This is a genomic window from Pseudomonas sp. Larv2_ips (genome assembly GCF_963879675.1).
Taxonomy (GTDB): Bacteria; Pseudomonadota; Gammaproteobacteria; order Pseudomonadales; family Pseudomonadaceae; genus Aquipseudomonas.
In genome coordinates this window covers 1,522,303-1,541,400 of record NZ_CAWOAW010000027.1, presented here as the reverse complement: position 1 = coordinate 1,541,400, position 19,098 = coordinate 1,522,303, and the positions used below count along the sequence as shown (strand labels likewise).

The 19,098-nt window shown below is 60.7% G+C and carries 15 protein-coding genes; 11 read left to right on the top strand and 4 right to left on the bottom strand.

Going from position 1 to position 19,098, the window contains the following annotated elements; genetic code table 11:
• The first annotated feature begins 49 nt into the window (after nucleotides 1-49).
• Entirely contained in the window at nucleotides 50-946 is an 897-nt protein-coding gene (locus AACV02_RS23885; RefSeq protein WP_119742363.1) for a LysR family transcriptional regulator, read from the top strand.
• A gap of 100 nt (nucleotides 947-1,046) precedes the next feature.
• On the opposite strand, the gene AACV02_RS23880 is transcribed toward AACV02_RS23885, so the two are convergent.
• Entirely contained in the window at nucleotides 1,047-1,649 is a 603-nt protein-coding gene (locus tag AACV02_RS23880) for a glutathione S-transferase family protein (protein WP_106576524.1), read from the bottom strand.
• 10 nt (nucleotides 1,650-1,659) lie between these two features.
• The gene (locus AACV02_RS23875; protein ID WP_119742825.1) at nucleotides 1,660-2,826 is read right to left on the bottom strand and encodes an aminotransferase-like domain-containing protein; all 1,167 of its coding nucleotides are present in this window, start codon (nucleotides 2,824-2,826) and stop codon (nucleotides 1,660-1,662) included.
• 81 nt (nucleotides 2,827-2,907) lie between these two features.
• Between AACV02_RS23875 and AACV02_RS23870 the strand changes: the two genes are divergently transcribed.
• From AACV02_RS23870 to AACV02_RS23860, 3 genes are all read left to right on the top strand, one after another.
• On the top strand, nucleotides 2,908-3,342 hold the full coding sequence (locus AACV02_RS23870) for a MarR family winged helix-turn-helix transcriptional regulator (protein WP_106576523.1): 435 nt from the start codon (nucleotides 2,908-2,910) through the stop codon (nucleotides 3,340-3,342).
• A gap of 188 nt (nucleotides 3,343-3,530) precedes the next feature.
• Nucleotides 3,531-4,877, top strand: a complete 1,347-nt coding sequence (locus AACV02_RS23865; RefSeq protein WP_106576522.1) for an NCS2 family permease — start codon at nucleotides 3,531-3,533, stop codon at nucleotides 4,875-4,877.
• A 67-nt stretch (nucleotides 4,878-4,944) separates the two neighbouring features.
• On the top strand, nucleotides 4,945-5,586 hold the full coding sequence (locus AACV02_RS23860; protein WP_106576521.1) for a LysE family translocator: 642 nt from the start codon (nucleotides 4,945-4,947) through the stop codon (nucleotides 5,584-5,586).
• On the opposite strand, the gene AACV02_RS23855 is transcribed toward AACV02_RS23860, so the two are convergent.
• Both AACV02_RS23855 and uraH read right to left on the bottom strand, forming a co-directional pair.
• On the bottom strand, nucleotides 5,561-10,837 hold the full coding sequence (locus AACV02_RS23855; protein WP_119742362.1) for a dermonecrotic toxin domain-containing protein: 5,277 nt from the start codon (nucleotides 10,835-10,837) through the stop codon (nucleotides 5,561-5,563). The genes AACV02_RS23860 and AACV02_RS23855 overlap by 26 nt on opposite strands.
• Nucleotides 10,838-10,988: 151 nt before the next feature.
• A complete protein-coding gene (gene uraH, locus AACV02_RS23850) occupies nucleotides 10,989-11,342 on the bottom strand; it encodes a hydroxyisourate hydrolase (protein WP_106576519.1) in 354 nt (117 codons plus the stop codon).
• A 388-nt stretch (nucleotides 11,343-11,730) separates the two neighbouring features.
• On the opposite strand from uraH, the gene puuE reads away from it, so the two are divergent.
• The 7 genes from puuE to AACV02_RS23815 all read left to right on the top strand — a co-directional run bounded on the left by puuE (nucleotide 11,731) and on the right by AACV02_RS23815 (nucleotide 18,993).
• Nucleotides 11,731-12,657: an allantoinase PuuE gene (puuE, locus tag AACV02_RS23845; protein WP_119742361.1), complete on the top strand. Its 927-nt coding sequence runs from the start codon at nucleotides 11,731-11,733 to the stop codon at nucleotides 12,655-12,657.
• Nucleotides 12,654-13,169 (top strand): 2-oxo-4-hydroxy-4-carboxy-5-ureidoimidazoline decarboxylase, encoded by a 516-nt coding sequence (uraD, locus tag AACV02_RS23840; RefSeq protein ID WP_106576517.1) that lies wholly within the window; start codon nucleotides 12,654-12,656, stop codon nucleotides 13,167-13,169. The genes puuE and uraD overlap by 4 nt, the downstream gene beginning before the upstream one ends.
• A gap of 78 nt (nucleotides 13,170-13,247) precedes the next feature.
• Nucleotides 13,248-14,243 carry an allantoicase gene (gene alc, locus AACV02_RS23835; RefSeq protein ID WP_119742360.1) on the top strand — a complete coding sequence of 332 codons (996 nt, stop codon included), beginning with the start codon at nucleotides 13,248-13,250 and terminating at the stop codon, nucleotides 14,241-14,243.
• Nucleotides 14,244-14,369: 126 nt separating this feature from the next.
• On the top strand, nucleotides 14,370-14,873 hold the full coding sequence (locus AACV02_RS23830) for an ureidoglycolate lyase (RefSeq protein WP_106576515.1): 504 nt from the start codon (nucleotides 14,370-14,372) through the stop codon (nucleotides 14,871-14,873).
• A gap of 50 nt (nucleotides 14,874-14,923) precedes the next feature.
• The gene (locus tag AACV02_RS23825; RefSeq protein WP_119742359.1) at nucleotides 14,924-16,225 is read left to right on the top strand and encodes a urate hydroxylase PuuD; all 1,302 of its coding nucleotides are present in this window, start codon (nucleotides 14,924-14,926) and stop codon (nucleotides 16,223-16,225) included.
• A gap of 194 nt (nucleotides 16,226-16,419) precedes the next feature.
• Nucleotides 16,420-17,763, top strand: a complete 1,344-nt coding sequence (locus tag AACV02_RS23820) for a nucleobase:cation symporter-2 family protein (RefSeq protein WP_106576513.1) — start codon at nucleotides 16,420-16,422, stop codon at nucleotides 17,761-17,763.
• Between the two features lie 444 nt (nucleotides 17,764-18,207).
• Nucleotides 18,208-18,993, top strand: coding sequence for an outer membrane protein OmpK (locus AACV02_RS23815; protein WP_119742358.1), 786 nt, complete (start codon nucleotides 18,208-18,210; stop codon nucleotides 18,991-18,993).
• Nucleotides 18,994-19,098 lie beyond the last annotated feature (105 nt).

The window sequence follows — 19,098 nt, the reverse complement described above, 5'->3', positions numbered from 1 at the left end:
TGGAATATTCAGCCGCTCACGTTCGGAAAAACAAAATGAAGCTGCTCCCATGAAAAACAGCATCCAGCATATTCAGGCTTTCCTGGCCGTGGCGCGCACCGGCAGCTTCACCAAGGCCGCCAATGAACTGCATCTGTCTGCGTCAGCACTGACCGTGCAAGTTCAGCAGTTGGAGGACTGGCTCGGCGTCGCCCTGCTCGACCGCAGCCCGCGCCACGTGAGCATCACCGCCGCCGGCCAGGAAGCGCGCGGGCCCATGGAAAAACTGCTGCTGGACCTGGACAACATCGTCACCGGCTCGCGCGACCTCGCCGCGTTGCGCCGTGGTGTAGTGACTATCGCCGCCCTGCCCTCGGTGTGCGCCGGTGCCCTGCCCCCGGCCTTGCGCCAGTTTCGCGAGCACTTCGCCGGCATCGAGGTGCGCCTGCATGACCTGGTGGCTCACCGTATTCATGCCGAAGTTCGCGCCGGCGAGGTGGATTTCGGTATCGGTGTGCGCGCACGGTTGAGCCATGGCCTGGCGTTCGAGCCGGTGTTGAATGATCGGCTGTGTGCGTTTGTACCGCTGGATCATCCCCTCGCCCGCCATCCTCAGTTGACCCTGGAGCAATTGGCGGATCAACCGATCATTCTTACTGGACGCGACAGCAGTGTGCGTGAGCAGGTGGATGCGTTGTTCGACGAGACGCGCCTGAGCATGAACGCCGGCATGGAGGCCAACTATATGTCCACAGTGCTGGCGCTGGTGCGCCAAGGGCTGGGCATCAGTGTGTTGCCGGAGTCGGCGGCGGACAGCCTGGAGGGGTTAAAGCGCATCACCATCGATCATCCCGGGGTGAACCGGGAGATCGGCTTGATCAGGCGCAGCGGCATGGGCTTGAGCCCGGCGGCGCTGCGCTGTTTTGACTTGCTGAAGGATCAACTGTCTGCCACAAGGGACAGCTAAAGGTGGGAGCGGGCTTGTTCGCGAAAACGGTGGATCAGTCCAATCATCAGTGACTGCCCTCCCTTCGCGAGCAAGCCCGCTCCCACCTGTGGACCTATGTTCAGTCCAGCATCGCCACATGTTTTGGATGGCTGGCCACACGCTTGAGCCACGCCTGCACCGCCGGGTATGGCGTCAGGTCAAAACCCCCTTCGTGGGCCACGTGGGTGTAGGCATACAGCGCGATATCGGCAATCGAATATCGCTCGCCCACCAGGTAGGGCGTGGCTTGCAACTGACGCTCCATCACCCTCAAGGCCTTGTAGCCGCCCTTATGGGTGGTTTTGTATTCCTCCAGCCGGTCTTCCGGCATGTTCAGGTAGAACTGGATAAACCGCGCCACCGCGATATACGGCTCATGGCTGTATTGCTCGAAAAACTGCCATTGCAGCACTTGGGTACGCAGGCGTGGCTCAGCCGGCAGAAACTCGCTGCCGTCCGCCAGGAAGTTGAGGATCGCGTTGGATTCCCACAGGCAGGTGCCATCTTCCAGTTCCAGCACCGGGATCTTGCCATTGGGGTTCTTGGCCAGGAATTCAGCGGTCTGGGTGTCGCCCTTGAGAATATCGACATCAATCCATTGGTACTCGATGCCCAACAGATTGAGCATCAACTTGACCTTGTAGCAGTTGCCCGACTTGTAATCGCCATAAACCTTGTACATGGGGCTCCCCTTATGCCGCTTGCGCGTGCTGTGCTTGACGGACCACCGCGGCCAGGCGCTTGAGACCTTCGTCCAGACGGGCCGGGTCGATATGGCTGAAATTGAGGCGCAACGAGCCGAAGTGTTGATCGGGCTCGGAAAAGAACGGTTCACCAGGCATGAACGCGACGTCCTGATCCAATGCTTGCGCCAACAAGGTGCGGGTGTCGAGCGGTTGTTTCAAGGTCAGCCAGAAGAATAATCCGCCCTGAGGCGTCTGCCAGTCAGCCAGATCGCCAAAATGACGCTCCAGCGCGGCCTGGAATGCATCGCGGCGCTCGCGGTAAAAGCGGCGCAGTTCAGCCAGGTGCTGCTGGTACTTCTGGGTGCCGATCCACTGCATGGCCTGCCACTGGCCGACGCGGTTGGTGTGCAGGTCGGCCGATTGCTTGAGCTTGAGCAGATGCGGGAACAGATCCGGGCTGGCGATCAGGTAGCCGACGCGCAGGCCCGGCAGCAGGGTCTTGGAGACGGTGCCGGTGTAGATCCAGCTGGCTTTTTTCAGGCGCCCGGCGATGGGCTGCGCACTGGCGCCGTCAAAGGTCAGTTCGCGGTAGGGTTCGTCTTCGATCAGGGTGACGCCGAACTCATCGAGCATCGCGGCGACGGCAGCGCGCTTGGCCTCGCTGTAGCGTACGGCCGAAGGGTTCTGGAACGTCGGAATCAGGTAGATGAACGCCGGGCGATGGCGTTCAAGGAGGGTGCGCAAGGTGCCCAGGTGGGGACCGTCGGCCTCCAGTTGCACGGTCAGGCAATCGGCGCCGAACAGTTGGAAGATCTGCAACGCCGCCAGGTAAGTCGGGCCTTCCAGCAGAACCTTGGTGCCTTTGTCGATATACAGTTTGGCGGCCAGGTCCAGGGTTTGCTGGGAACCGCTGACCACCAGCACCTGGCTCGCCTGGCACGGTACGCCCAACGCGCGGGCCTGGGCGGCGAGCAGTTCGCGCAACTGCGGTTCGCCTTCGCTCATGCCATATTGGCCGATGGTGAGCGGCATGCTGTCCCAGTTCAGTGCGGGCAGCATGGCTTCGGCCGGTAGGCCACCGGCGAACGACATCACTTCCGGGCGCTGGGCTGCGGCAAGGATTTCACGGATCAAGGAGCTTTTGAGGCGCGTAACACGTTCAGAGAAGGCCATAAGGTCACCGGTGGCAAAGCGCATGAAAAATACGTCAAACTGCTTGACCGAAATTACGACGACTTGAGTAGATACGTCAATATGCTTGACCTTAAAACCCAGAACAGCCAGCAACAGGCCATGGAAGCGTTCTTTTTCGGCTACCAGGCTTTTACCGCCAAGGCCGACGAGATGCTCGAGCGCCGAGGCTTGAGCCGTGTGCACCAGCGCATCGTGTTTTTTATCGCGCGCTACCCCGCCTTGAGCGTGAAGCAACTGCTGGAGTTGCTCGGCGTGAGCAAGCAGGCGTTGAACATGCCGTTGCGACAGCTGCAGGAAATGCACTTGGTAAACAGCGTGGCCTCCGAGGCTGACAAGCGTAAACGCCTGTTGGAATTGAGCGAGGAAGGCCAGCGCTTCGAGCAGTCCTTGCGCCGTGAACAGGTGAAATTGTTGCAGCGCGCCTTCAGCGAAGCCGGCGAAGACGCGGTGGCGGGATGGCTGGCGGTGAATCAGGCGCTGAGTGCCGCGAATTAGCCTTTCATCTTGTTTCGCATACACAACCGAAAACATTATTTGCTTTATTTGTATACAAAAGCATAATTCGCTTCGTGCGAGTTCCTGACCTATTGGTCAACAAAAACCCGCCAGTACCTCAAAGCGCTGTTGCCCACACCTGTGACCGGCGCTGGAAATAACAATAAAACTCTTGAGGAGTACTCGCTGTGGAAAGCCGCAAATCCGAAGCCCCAACGCTGGACCTCTCCCCGCCGCACGGCGGCTGGCTCGAACGCCTGTTCAAACTGCGTTTGCATGGCACCACAGTGAAGACCGAACTGATCGCCGGCCTCACCACGTTCATCACCATGGCTTACATCATCTTCGTCAACCCGAACATCATGGCCGATGCCGGCATCGACCACGGTGCGGCGTTTGTGGCCACGTGCATCGCCGCTGCGCTCGGTTGCCTGTTGATGGGCCTTTACGCCAACTGGCCCGTGGGCCTGGCGCCGGGCATGGGTTTGAACGCGTTTTTCACCTACACCGTGGTCGGCACCATGGGCTATCACTGGGAAACGGCGCTGGGCGCGGTGTTTGTTTCCGGGGTGTTGTTCATGGGCCTGACCCTGTCCCGTGTGCGTGAGTGGCTGCTCAACAGTATTCCCGTCAGCCTGCGCCACGCCATGGGCGCCGGCGTCGGTCTGTTTCTGGGGGTGATCGGCCTGAAAACCGCCGGCATCATCGTCGACAGCCCGGCCACGCTGATCAAGCTGGGGTCGCTGCACCAGCCCGCGCCACTGCTGGCGGCGGTGTGCTTTTTGCTGATCGCGATCCTCAGCTACCACCGGGTGTTCGGCGCAATCCTCATCAGCATCATCGCGGTCACCCTGGCCGGTTGGGGCCTGGACCTGGTGCACTACAACGGCATTCTCTCCACCCCGCCCAGCCTGGCGCCGACCTGGATGGCCATGGACGTCAAAGGTGTATTCAATGTCAGCATGATCAGCGTCGTGTTTGCATTTCTTTTTGTACACATGTTCGACACTGCCGGTACACTGATGGGCGTTGCGCAACGCGCCGGGCTGGTGGGCGCCGATGGCAAGATTCATAACCTGTCCCGCGCGCTGAAGGCCGACAGTGCCTCCAGCGTGTTTGGCGCCATGGTCGGCGTGCCGCCGGTGACCAGCTATGTGGAAAGTGCTGCCGGTGTCGCCGCGGGCGGTCGCACCGGGTTGACAGCCGTGACCGTGGGCGTGCTGTTTGTGGCGGCAATGTTTTTCGCGCCCTTGGCGGGCATGATTCCCGCCTATGCCACCGCCGGCGCGCTGATTTACGTCGCCATGCTGATGATGGCGAGCATGGCCCATATCAATTGGGACGAAGCCACCGACAGCATCCCCGCCATCGTGACCGCGATCATGATGCCGCTGACGTTCTCGGTCGCCGACGGTATCGCGCTGGGCTTCATCACGTATGTGGCGCTCAAGGCCGGCACCGGCAAGTACCGCGAGATTTCCATCAGCCTGTGGGTGCTGTGCGCGATTTTCATCGCGAAGTTTATCTTCCTGTAGTTCGCAGGAAACGGCCGAAAACCGCCTCACCTTCGGGTGGGGCTTTTGTACGAATGGAGGACTGTAAATGACCCTGGAAACCTGGCTGCTGTTCAGTGGCGCTGCATTGATCGTGATCCTGATCCCCGGCCCGCTGTCGCTGTTGATGATCAGCAACAGCCTGAACTACGGCCTGCGCCGTTCCTATCCGGCGTTTCTGGGCGGCGTGTTCGCCTCGATCTGCCTGTTGAGTGCCTCGGCATTGGGGCTGGGTGCGTTGCTGTTGGCCTCGGAGCAGTTGTTCAGCGCCCTGAAGGTTGTCGGTGCGCTGTACCTGTTTTACCTGGCCTGGCAGAGCTGGCAGCAATCGCGCCAACCGGCCCAGGGCGCCGTGGTGCCCCAGGCCGTGGCCGCACCGCGTTTTCGCGCCTTGTTCGGTCGCGCATTTGTGCTGGGCGCCAGCAACCCCAAGGACATCCTGTTCTTTGCCGCCTTCTTGCCGCAGTTTCTCAGCAGCGAGCACGCGTTCCTGCCGCAGTTGCTGATCATGATTGCCACCTGGACCGTACTCGACTTGCTGTGCAAGCTGGCCTACGGCCTGGGCGCCCATGGGGCAGCGCGCTACCTGCGCAGCGGCAGTGGCCAGAGCTGGTTCAACCGCGTCAGCGCCGCACTGTTCGGCGCCGCTGGCATGGTGTCGCTGATCAAGGCGAGGACGGGCTCACTTTGACAAAGTAGACGCTCGGGCGGGCCGCCGGCGTGGTGGGCCATTGAATGCCGGCAACGATCCGAGCCAGGCGATTTTCGTTCATGGCGCTCTTGACGCCCATCAAGGCAACCGACCGGGGATGTGCGTTGATTGCGGCGTCAAACCAACGGTCCGTCAGCCTGGTTTCCAGCCTCACTGAGCCTTTCTCGATCCAGTGGATGGACACGTAGTACAGCGTGTTCGAAGGCGAGGAAGGATGGGTCGCGATCAACTCATGCGTCGGCTTGCGCCCGTGCCTGAGTTGCAGCTCCTGCACGTTGAACCCCTGCTGCTCCAGCGCACGCTTGACTGCGGCACGCTGCGCCAAGATTCGCTGAGGCTTGACCTCACGACCGCCGGATTGCAACGCAGCGTCCAACCCCGCGGCCCGGAAGTCGACCCGCGTGAAGCCCGGGGCCTTGCCTTCGTAACCAATGTGCAGCGACCTGCCCGTCCTTTCGGTGGGCCGTAACATTCTCAGTAAATCATCGGTCTGACCCGGCCCGTTGGGGGTCGAAACCAGCCAATTGTCCAGCGTCGAGCGGATATTGAGCAGGTGCGTGGCCGTCGCCGAGCGCGAAGAGTCGGTCAGTTCAATCAGCCTTGCGGCGGCCAATGTCTGGCTGCGGCGGGTCATGCTGGGAAACGCCTGCCCCACTGATTGCTCCAGCGGCCGGTCAAACAAAGGGGCATGCACCTGCCACTCACCCGATACGCTGCGTGATACCGGAATGGGCTGTTCGCCCATCGCAGTGCTGGTCCAACGCTCAATATCAACACGGGCCAGCGAAACCAGCGGCTCATTGCGGGTGATGAACGCGATGCCATTCCAGGGTGCATTGTCGCCCTGATGAAGCACCCTGTAATAACCCGCCCCCGATGCGGCGAGGCTGTCATAGTTGGGCCCGATGTAGACCGCATCGTAGGGAAAGCCCGGCGGCTCCCTGTGCACATGAAACGTGCCGAACGCCGAGAGGCCGGACACGTGCCCCGTCGCATCCTGAACACGCCACTCGAACCAATAGGGGTTGGGCGCCGGTGACCGATAAATGCGGTTTTGCGTGGCGGCGCGCACCGTGGGTGGCTGCCATTCCGGTGGCGCCTGCACGGGCGCACGCCACGGGCTGAGCACCGTCGAGCTCGACCCCGCCACCGGCTGAGGCGCATCCGCACCCAGCAACCATTCCCTGGGCTGGTGCACGTGCACAATCAGTTCGTCTTGCCCTGGCGCCTGCCGGTTTTTCAGGCGCAACGCGTGTTCGTTGCCACGCCGGTAAAGCGGGTAATGGTGTGAGTCGTCCGCCACGAACAGCTCGCCATCCAGTACATACACGCCTTTTTCACCAACACCTTTCAATGCCACGGCCCCTTGAGGCACCCCGTTGATCTTGAAACGCTCCAGCCCCTTGAGTTGAGCCACCGGTGGCGGCGCCAGGCGCTCAAGTCCGCGGGCCGTCATGCGCAGCCGATGGATACGCCCCAGCACTGCCCGCGTGGCCGGCCGCACCATTCGGGCCGCCGCCACCGGCATCCTCTTGGGGCCGGGAATAAAGTTAAGCAACACATCGATCGCCAGAAACGTGCTCATAAAGCCCACATCGACCGCAGCGTGGGCGTCGCCAAAGCGGTGATAGCGCCGCGCCATAAGCAGCAGCTCATGGAATTGATTAAAAATCCCGTACAGCGGGCAGAAAAAACCCACCAGCGCCCGCGTACGTGTCTCGCTTTGCTCACCTAGGCGACGGGCCCGATAAGCCTGCAGCGCCTTGCCAGAATGGCTGGCGGCTTGCGTGCGGCGCTGCAGGTCAAGCACGCTGGCGTGGTAGAGCAATGCGCGAGCATCGCTGTGAGAGGTGGCGACAATCGCCAGCCAGCCCTGCGGGTCACTGGCAATCTGCTCACGGGCCTGGGCTTCAATCTCATCCAGCAACGCCGTCGGCTCCAGATGCTTGATGCTGAAGGAGCGAATAAAGCCGAGCCCCCGCCAAATCCCCTTCACCATAAAAAATGCAGGCGGCAGATCAAGTGTGCTGAACAGGTGACCTGGGCTATCGGCGCGGTCCGGATGATGGGTGATTGCCTCAAATGCCCAGCCAGGTGCGACTTGTCGCGCGAGCACTTTGGCGTTATCCGCCGATGCGCCGACACGGTTCAATGCGGCTTGGGCCTGTTGCAGGTCGCTGTACTCGGTGAGGACCCAGGCTTGCGGCGCATCGGGCCAGTAGACCACGCAACATTCGGAACGCTGGTCCTGCACCACCACAATGCCTGCGACATAGCGGTCGTGCTGCATCGTATGGCCCACCAGATGCACCACGTGCAGTTGCAACTCATGCTGGTTTTTCAGCAAGTCGGGCGGCATGCGGGCCGCCATGGCGGTGCTAAACACACTTTGCGCGTTCGCCGACAGCCCGCCTTGCCGCGCCAGGAACAGGTGATGGTCAACGCCTGCGTGCAACGCGCGATTCAATAAGGGCGGGATGCGTGCTTCGCTGAGCGCGCGGTCGGTGCCGGCAGGCGGATAAAAAGCGCGGTTGATCAATGCGTCGTACTGCCCGCCGATGTCCAGCGAAGCGACCATCTGGATCAAATAGCCGGCATTGAGCCGGTGTCGCCATTCAGGTTGCAGAAAGCGGGCGCGGTTCAATCGCCATTGCGTCCAGGGTGCCAGTGGGTCGAGGTTGTGCAGCGCCAATTGCAGCAGACTGAAGGAGGTACGCGTCGAGGTGGCAGTGAGGACAATGCCGCGATTGCCGACCGTGCAGCCGCTTGCCCATCCACAAAAGCGGCCATGAACATCGTCGGGCATTTCAATAAAAGGCTGGTCGATCAGCCACGACGCAGGGACACCGTCCTGCTGCAAACGGGCGGTCAAGGCACGGCGGGCAAACGTGTCCAAATCGGGCAGGTGCTGCTCAAGCCGCGTCTGGAAGGCCAACGCACTGCTGAGGTAAAGACGCTGCGAACGTTTGAAGTCTTTGCGCTGGGCACGCGTGGCGCCCACCCACCCCGCCGGCAATTTCTGCGCGTCAGATGCGGCCTTGCGCAGTAATTCGATGTTCGCCTGGGCCTGGCTCAGGGCATTATTGGCCGGCACCTTGAGCTGTTGCGCCAACGCCGCCAGCAGCAGCGCGCGACTGAACCCGACCCCCGTCACTTCGCTGAAAATACGCGTGATGTCTTCAGTGCTTTTGTGCAGGCGATCGTAGCAACCCAGCAATTTTTTCAACGCCGCCAGTGCAGGCTTGCCGTCGATGGGAACGTAGCGCACAGCCAAGGTTTCACGCAGCGCATGTGCGCGCAAATCGCTGCGCTTGTCATGCTCGACACAGCGCCACAGCACCGAGCCGTCCCGGCTGCCGAGGCTCGCCTTGACGCTTCGGGTCAAGGCCTCCAGCCCGGCAAAACCGAGTACCCCGCCCTCTTCCCCAAAGGCGTAGAGCACCACGGGGAGCTGACGGGTCGGCACCCTCAGCGCGGCCGCTGTGGTCACCAGCCACACATTATGCAGTGGATAAAAAGCATCGGGCTCACTGCCCACGGCGATTGAAAGCACCTGGGTTTGATTGCCCGGGCGCGCCGAGGGCGGAGGCGGGTCCAGCACGTCGATCATTAGGTCGCGGTGGGCGGTGCCCAGCAGCTTGAGACGGTGTTGCACCTGAACCTCGCAGCGCAGCGCCTCGGTTTGAGCATGCATGAACAACCAGGCACGCCTGGGCGTCTGCGCGCCGCCGGGGCGCGCGGCCCAGAATTTCAGGTCGAGCAGTTGTTGCTCTGCACCCTGCAGCAACGAATTCAGCGCCTGGGCATGCACCGCGTGCTGCCCCTTCAGCGTGATGAATTGCTGATAAGCGAGGGTCTCGATGCCGGGTTCATACGGATCCAGCAAGGCCAGCAGACCTTTTTCGTAACGCTTGACCTGCTGCTGCGCGGTGCGCAAGGCCAAGCCGGGTGAGGTACTGGCAAAGATTATTTCCGCGCTGCGTCGTTGCTGGTCCCATTTGAGTAACGGCTCGGCAAGAGCGCCAAGCCGGGTGCTGCCGACCCATTGTTTTCGCTCCCCTTCCACCTGCGCGAGTAACGCTGCGACAGCCACCGGCCGAGGCGGTTGTGCCGATAAAACAAAGGGGGGATCGATGCTCACGGCACACGCCAATTCGTTGTTCCATTGCCCGCGCAACAACGCTTGCGCGCCCAGCGCCAACGCATCGTCGAGCACCTCCAGGCCGCGCACAAAACCGCTCGCCGCAGACAACTGCGCGGGCTGGCATAACCCCGTGCGACGACCTGACGCCAAGCACTGCCAGAGGACATGCAACTGCGCACGGTCCAGCCGCAACAGGCCCTCCTGCAGGGCGGCGAAAGACGGGTACTCGTAGAACGTGCGGGCCACACCCGGCAGGTACACCACCTGCGGCGACTGTGCGGGATCACCCTCACGATAAAGGTGCAATACGCCAGGGATTACCACCGCAGGCGTGCCGGGCCACATCAGTTGCCCTACCCGTACGCTGGCCCAATCCCCGCCTGCACGGTGGCGTGCAGGCGCGGTCGGGGCATCGATCACCGCCTGCACCAGGCCCATGCCCGCCGGTGATAGCTCATCCAATTGCCGCGCCATGAAGGCCCGGTCAGCGAACAGTTCTGCGTGCAGCTCAACCCAGCGCTCGCGGCGTGTGAGCCAGGAGCCTTGCGCCAATGTGTCCCAATAGCGGTCTGCCACCTGCGCCAGCCGCTCAAAAAGGCGCATCGCGATGACTCGCTGCAACGCTTGCAAAGGGGTATAGGGCAACCGACGGCTTGGCTGCCCTTTTATGCTGAGCGTGGTGAATTGATTGACATTGATAGGCACCGAGGGCCGCGCCAGCAGTGATAAGGCCCGCTCGGTCAAGCTGTTGATGATCTGCGGTGCGCCCGGGCGCTTGGGCTCGGTAAACAGCAGAGTGTCCGGTTCAATCTCAAATGCTTTGCGCAGTTGAGCACGGATCACGCGCAGGATTTTGGGCGAGCGCCCTATCAGCTGTGCCAGTGCGCGCACCGATTCGCTTAAGCGCCAATCGGCAAGAGCGAGCTGATTGATCAGACGGCTGGGATGGGTAAACCGGTTGATCCGCCGGGTCAGTTGATCTCGAATGGCCTGCGATTGAGCTTCGGCGGCGGCGACAGCGTCAACGTCTTCGGGCACGGAACTGAAAGAGGGCAAAACGCCTGGGTGATCTGGGGACGAGGCCATTTGTGTTTTCTTCTGAGGAAAACGCCAGCCTAGGCATCACCGACATGCAGAGGGGCTAGATAGTTGAACGCGCAACAGGCAAAAAAAAGCCCGCAGTGTGGGCGGGCGAAAAACCAACGAAGAGCTTTGGGGGTGTGAAGCGAGGTGACGCTCAGCTACCGCGATAGGTGGAGTAGCTGTAAGGCGAAATCAGCAGGGGTACATGGTAATGGTCCTGTTCGGCGCTGATGCCAAAACGCAGCACCACCACATCCAGAAAAGCCGGCTCGGGAAGCTGCACACCGCGGGCCCGGTAATAATCGCCGGCGCTGAATTGCACCTGGTACACACCGCTGCGGTAATCGTCACCTTGCAGCAAAGGCGCGTCGCAACGGCCGTCGCTGTTGGTCACGGCGGTGGCGACCAGTTCCAGCTGCGCGCCCTCGACGCGGTACAGTTCGACCTTGATTGCGCTGCCGGGGCAGCCATGTGCGGCGTCCAAAACGTGTGTGGTCAAGCGTCCCATGGCGTCTTTGCGCCTCCCGTAGGCAGTAGAAAAGTGATCCGCACTTCTTCAGGGCAGTGAAAAAGCCGGTGACGGCTGATTAAGACACTTTCTAAAAAAATTGTACACAATAAATTCAACAAATATCCCGCGCCTCGCTGCCGCCGGCTCGCCGACCACAGCGTTACAGCCGATAAAACCAATTCAGACGATCGCCGGCCAGCCAGCGCCCACCGCTGCGCATCCGAGAAAATCTTTTTAGCGTTTAGCTGACCAGTCAGGCAGGTTTCTTGCAGTAGCTTGAACGCAAGCCGTTCAGAAAAAATGCAGAAATGCGGGCTTACAAAGTCGGCGATAAGTTGTATACAATCACTCATCGCTACTACGACGAACAAGAAGGAAGACTGCAGTGAGCGCTGACTACCCACGCGACCTGATCGGTTACGGCAGTAACCCTCCTCACCCCCACTGGCCGGGCAAGGCACGCATCGCGCTGTCTTTCGTACTCAACTACGAAGAAGGCGGTGAGCGCAACATTTTGCACGGCGACAAAGAGTCCGAGGCATTCCTTTCGGAGATGGTCTCGGCCCAGCCGCTGCAAGGCGAGCGCAACATGAGCATGGAGTCGCTGTATGAATACGGCAGCCGTGCCGGCGTGTGGCGCATCCTCAAATTGTTCAAAGAATTCGACATCCCGCTGACCATCTTCGCCGTGGCCATGGCCGCCCAGCGCCACCCGGATGTGATCCGCGCGATGGTCGCCGCCGGCCATGAGATCTGCAGCCACGGCTATCGCTGGATCGACTACCAGTACATGGACGAGGCCCAGGAGCGCGAGCACATGCTCGAAGCCATCCGCATCCTCACCGAGCTGACCGGCGAGCGCCCATTGGGCTGGTACACCGGTCGCACCGGCCCCAATACGCGCCGACTGGTAATGGAGGAAGGCGGCTTCCTCTACGACTGCGACACCTATGACGACGACCTGCCCTACTGGGAACCCAACAACCCCACCGGCAAGCCGCACCTGGTGATCCCCTACACCCTGGACACCAACGACATGCGCTTCACCCAGGTGCAGGGTTTCAACAAGGGCGATGACTTTTTCGAGTACCTCAAGGATGCCTTCGACGTGCTGTATGCCGAAGGCGCCGACGCACCGAAGATGCTTTCCATCGGCCTGCATTGCCGCCTGATCGGCCGCCCGGCGCGCCTCGCCGCCCTCAAGCGGTTTCTCGAATACGCCAAGGGCCATGAGCACGTCTGGTTCACCCGCCGCGTCGACATTGCCCGCCACTGGCACGAAACCCACCCGTACACGGGAGCGGCGAAATGACTGCGTTCCAGACCTTGAAACCGTCGAGCCTGAGCCGCGAGGCATTCGTGACAGCCTTCGCCGACATCTACGAACATTCGCCATGGGTGGCCGAAAAGGCCTTCGACCTGGGCCAGGACGCGTCGATCGACCAGATCGAAACCCTGCACCAGCGCATGAGCGACATCCTGTTGAGCGCCGATCATGCCAGCCAGTTGGCCCTGATCAACGCTCACCCGGACCTGGCCGGCAAAGCTGCCGTCCAGGGCCAACTGACCGAAGCCAGCACCCATGAACAGGCTGGCGCCGGTATTCACCAATGCTCGAGCGAGGAGTTTTCTCGCTTCACCGAGCTGAACGATGCCTACAAGGCCAAGTTCAAGTTTCCCTTCATCATGGCGGTAAAAGGCAGCAACCGGCACCAGATCCTCGCCGCGTTCGAAACGCGCATTCACAACTCGGTGGACGCCGAGTTCAAATGCGCCCTGGCCGAGATCAACAAAATCGCGTTGTTCCGATTACTGACCCTTTAGCAGACCTGGCCCGAGCGCTCATGACGCCCAGGGCCTGGCGAGCATCCCAAGCCACTCTATTTAAGGCAGACAAGAAGAATGAAAGCTTACGCCGTACCTTTCGAGAAGTTCGTCAACCTGGCCGACGCCCGTCTGGGCACCAAGATCCTTTCGGTGACCGATGACTGGTTCGCTGACGCCAACCGCCTGTTCCAGCCGACCCCGGCTGTGTGGAAGGAGGGCGTTTTCGATGACAACGGCAAGTGGATGGACGGCTGGGAGTCGCGCCGCAAGCGCTTCGAAGGCTACGACAGCGCGGTGATCCGCCTGGGCGTGCCCGGCTCGATCAAAGGCGTGGACATCGACACTTCATTCTTCACCGGCAACTTCCCACCGTCGGCGTCCCTGGAGGCGTGCTTCCTGGCCTCGGGCGATCCTGATGAAAACACGCAGTGGGTGGAAGTGCTGTCGGCCGTCGAGCTGCAAGGCAACAGCCACCACTACCACGAGATCAACAACGACAAAGCGTTCAGCCACCTGCGCTTCAACATCTACCCGGATGGCGGCGTAGCCCGTCTGCGCGTCTACGGCGTGCCGTTCCGCGACTGGTCGTCGGTGGGCGACAACGAACAAGTCGACCTGGCCGCTGCCTTGAACGGTGGTCGTGCGCTGGCCTGCTCCGATGAACACTTCGGCCGCATGAGCAACATCCTCAACCCTGGACGTGGCATCAACATGGGCGATGGCTGGGAAACCGCACGTCGTCGCACGCCAGGCAATGACTGGGTGATCGTCGCGCTGGGTCACCCGGGCGAGATCGAAAAAATCATCGTCGACACCCTGCACTTCAAGGGCAACTACCCGGACACGTGCTCTATCCAGGGCGCGTTCGTGAAGGGCGGCACCGACAGCCAGATCGAAACCCAATCGCTGTTCTGGCGCGAACTGCTGCCGGCGCAGAAACTGGAAATGCACGCTGAACACACCTTCGCCGAGCAGATCAAGGCGCTGGGCCCGATCACTCACATTCGCCTGAATGTGTTCCCGGATGGTGGTGTGAGCCGCCTGCGGGTTTTGGGCAAAGTAGCTAAATAAGCGGTGAGCCCATCGCAGGCAAGCCAGCTCCCACATCTGAATGTATTCGCACATCAACAGGTGGGAGCGGGCTTGCTCGCGAAGGCGCCAGAACACACAACACAGAATCCGGATAAGAAGACAGCCATGCGCACACTAGTGATCGAACCCCTGACCAAAGAAGCCTTCGCCCCTTTCGGAGACGTTATCGAAACCGATGGCAGCGATCACTTCATGATCAACAACGGGTCGACCATGCGCTTTCACAAGCTGGCAACGGTAGAAACCGCGCAGCCTGAAGACAACGCGATCATCAGCATCTTCCGCGCCGACGCGCAGGACATGCCGCTGACCGTGTGCATGCTGGAGAGACACCCGCTGGGCAGCCAGGCTTTCATTCCGCTGCTCGGCAACCCCTTTCTGATCGTGGTCGCGCCACTTGGCGATGCACCTGTATCGGGCTTGGTCCGCGCCTTCGTCACCAACGGCAGGCAGGGCATTAATTACCATCGCGGCGTCTGGCACCACCCGGTGCTGACGATCGAAAAGCGGGATGACTTCCTGGTGGTTGATCGCAGTGGCACCGGCAATAACTGCGATGAGCATTTTTTCAAAGAGGATGAGCGGTTGATCCTCGCCCCCCACCAATAAGAGAAGGTCTGATCACTCGACAACAGAGTGACAGGCGAGAGGTAAAGACTGTGGAAGCACATTTGATGGAATGGCTGAACCTGAGCGTGCGCTGGGTTCACATGATCACCGGCGTCGCCTGGATCGGCGCTTCGTTCTACTTCGTCTGGCTGGAAAACAACCTCAATCGCGTCAACCCCAAGGACGGCCTCGCCGGTGACTTGTGGGCGATCCACGGTGGCGGTATCTACCACCTGGAAAAATACAAACTGGCCCCGCCGACCATGCCGGACAACCTGCATTGGTTCAAATGGGAAGCCTATTTCACCTGGATGTCCGGCATCGCGCTGCTGTGCGTGGTGTTCTACGCCAACCCGACCTTGTACCTGCTGGCCCCGGGCAGCAGCCTCAGCGGTCCGGAAGGTGTGTTGCTGGGCCTCGGCTCGCTGCTGGCCGGCTGGTTCATCTACTCCTTTCTGTGCGACTCGGCCCTGGGCAAGCGCCCTGCCCTGCTCGGCCTGATCCTGTTCGTGCTGTTGATTGGCGCTGCATACGGCTTCAGCAAAGTGTTCAGCGGCCGTGGTGCGTACCTGCACGTGGGCGCCGTGATCGGCACCATCATGGTCGGCAACGTGTTCCGCATCATCATGCCGGCCCAGCGTGCGCTGGTAGCGGCCATTGCCGAGAACCGCACGCCTGACCCGGCCCTGCCGGCCAAGGGTTTGCTGCGTTCGCGTCATAACAACTACTTCACCTTGCCGGTGCTGTTCATCATGATCAGCAACCACTTCCCGAGCACCTACGGCAGCCAATACAACTGGCTGATCCTCGCAGGTATCGCGGTGGCGGCCGTGTTGGTGCGGCACTACTTCAACACCCGTCACAACAGCCAGAAGTACGCGTGGACCTTGCCGGTTGGCGCATTGGCGATGATTTGCCTGGCGTACGTGACCGGCCCGAAACCGGTGTCGACTGCTCCGGAAGTGGCCAAGGCTCCGGCGGCCATCGAGTACCAGCCGCTGCCGGAAACGGCACTGGGTGGCGGGCTCAAACCGGCTGCGCCAGCGGCACCCGCACCGGCCCCCGCCGAAGCAGCACCGGCCCAGGCATCGATTGATTTTGACAAGGTGCATGGGGTGATTCAGGAACGCTGCGCCGTGTGCCACTCGGCCAAGCCGACCAGCCCCTTGTTCAGTACCGCGCCGGCGGGCGTGATGTTCGATACGCCGCAGCAGATCCAGCAATTGGCCCCGCGCATTCAGGCGCAAGCCGTCGCCAGCCAGATCATGCCGCTGGGCAACATCACCCAGATGACTCAGCAGGAGCGCGACCTGATCGGCACCTGGATCAATCAGGGGGCGCGTACAAACTGACAGCCTGATGCAGATCCAAATGGGGGAGCGGGCTTGCTCGCGAATGCGATCGTTCAGTCACTGATGAGTTGAATGACACACCGCTTTCGCGAGCAAGCCCGCTCCCACAGGGGATTTGCGCCGATTTACCGATCGCGTTCCAAATGGCAATTGAATGCCAAACAACACAAAAATAAAAAGATTCGAGGTGTTGCATGTCCCAGTTAGAACCGCAGACTCCTGCCGCGCCCGCCATGGTGCGGCTGCCCCTCTTGCAACTGATTCTGGTAGGCCTGCAACACGTCTTGCTGATGTACGGCGGCGCCGTCGCCGTGCCCCTGATCATTGGCCAAGCCGCCGGTTTGAGCCGTGAAGAAATCGCCTTTCTGATCAACGCCGACCTGCTGGTTGCCGGTATCGCCACCCTGGTGCAGTCGTTCGGCATCGGCCCGGTGGGCATCCGCATGCCGGTGATGATGGGCGCCAGTTTTGCCGCCGTCGGCAGCATGGTGGCGATGGCGGGCATGCCCGGTATCGGCTTGCAGGGGATCTTCGGCGCAACCATTGCCGCCGGGTTCTTCGGCCTGTTGATCGCGCCGTTCATGTCCAAGGTGGTGCGTTTTTTCCCGCCGTTGGTCACCGGCACCGTGATCACCGCCATCGGCCTGTCGCTGTTTCCAGTGGCCGTGAACTGGGCCGGCGGAGGCAGCGCCGCCGCCACGTTCGGCTCGCCGGTCTACCTGGCGATTGCCGCGCTGGTATTGGGCACCATCCTGCTGATCAACCGTTTCATGCGCGGCTTCTGGGTGAACATCTCGGTGCTGATCGGCATGGCGCTCGGCTATGGCCTGTGCGGCATGATCGGCATGGTTGACCTCAGTGGCCTGGCCCAGGCGCCGTGGGTGCAGGTGGTGACGCCGTTGCATTTCGGCATGCCCCGGTTCGAGCTGGCGCCAATCCTGTCGATGTGCCTGGTGGTGGTCATCATCTTTGTCGAGTCCACCGGCATGTTCCTCGCCCTGGGCAAAATCACCGGTCAGGACGTCACCCCAAAAATGCTGCGCCGTGGCCTGCTGTGTGATGCCGGCGCCTCGTTTTTTGCCGGCTTCTTCAATACGTTTACCCATTCCTCGTTCGCGCAGAACATTGGCCTGGTGCAGATGACGGGCGTGCGTTGCCGCTCGGTGACGATCATGGCCGGCGCGTTTTTGATTGTGCTCAGCCTGTTGCCCAAAGCCGCCTTTCTGGTGGCCTCGATTCCACCGGCGGTCCTCGGCGGCGCGGCAATTGCCATGTTCGGCATGGTCGCGGCGACCGGGATCAAAATCCTGCAGGAAGCCGATATCACCGACCGGCGTAATCAGTTGCTGGTGGCGGTGAGTATCGGCATGGGCCTGATCCCGGTGGTGCGTCCAGAGTTCTTCGCGCAATTGCCCTTATGGATGAGCCCGATTACCCACAGCGGAATTGCCATGGCCACCCTCAGCGCGCTGTCGCTGAATGTACTGTTCAACATTCTGGGAGGTGCTGAACGCCCCGTTGTCGCCCACACGCATTGATTCCACCTGTTTTTAAAAACAACAAAAATAATAAACAACAGGAACCACGCACATGCACGCCATCCACCCGGGGCCGGCCACACGCCGCGCCCTATTCTTGCCCCACGCGCTCTCTAACAGCGCACTTGAGCCAAGGCCTGGGAGCCAGTATTCTCCGCGCCCGCTCGAATCGACTCAAAAAAAAACAGCGAATGTAAAAGCTGACTGCAGGGCCAACTTATCCCGGCCCCGCAGTGGCTGCCAAAGTGCGCAAAAGTCCCCGGAATTCGACTGCAGTTTCTGCAGCCGACGGGGATTTTTTGGCTTTTTAAACACCTTGGCGCAGCTCTTGCTAAAAGCATTAAAGCTGACCAGACAGACGATTTTTGCAGCGAACCAAAAGGCGCCACACCAGAGCGCCTGCGTAGAAAAACAACCATAAAACTTTGACTCGGGAGCAACCGAATGAAACCTATGTTGAAAGGCCTGATGCTGGCAGGATCCCTGCTGGCCGGTGGCCAAGCCGTGGCGGGCGATCTGTTGCAGTGGCAAAACAACAGCCTGACGTATCTATGGGGCAAGAACTTCACCGTCAACCCGCAGATTCAGCAGACCGTCACGTTTGAACATGCCGATGCCTGGAAGTACGGCGACAACTTCTTGTTCGTCGACCGCATCTTTTACAACGGCAAGGAAGACGGCAACGTCGGCCCAAGTACCTACTACGGCGAGTTCAGCCCGCGTTTGTCGTTCGGCAAGATTTTCGACAAGGATTTGTCATTCGGCCCGATCAAAGATGTATTGCTGGCCTTCACTTACGAGTTCGGCGAAGGCGATAACGAGTCGTACCTGTTGGGCCCGGGTTTTGACTTGAACATCCCGGGTTTCGACTACTTCCAGTTGAACTTCTATCAACGTCAAACCGAAGGCAATCGCCCGGGTGATGGCGTCTGGCAGATCACCCCGGTCTGGTCGTACACCCTTCCAGTGGGCAACTCCAACGTGTTGATCGACGGCTTCATGGACTGGGTGGTGGACAACGACAAGAACGCCCGTGGCACTTACCACGCCAACCTGCACTTCAACCCACAGGTTAAATACGATTTGGGCAAGGCGCTGCACTGGGGCGAGAAACAGTTGTATGTGGGTTTTGAATACGACTACTGGAAGAACAAGTACGGGATTGAAGATTCCGGCGCGTTCAAGACCAACCAGGACACCGCAAGCTTCCTGGTCAAGTACCACTTCTAAATAACACGGCAAAACAAAGGTGGGAGCGGGCCTGCTCGCGAAAGCGGTGTATCAGTCACTCAATCTGCGGGCTGATGCACTGCCTTCGCGAGCAAGCCCGCTCCC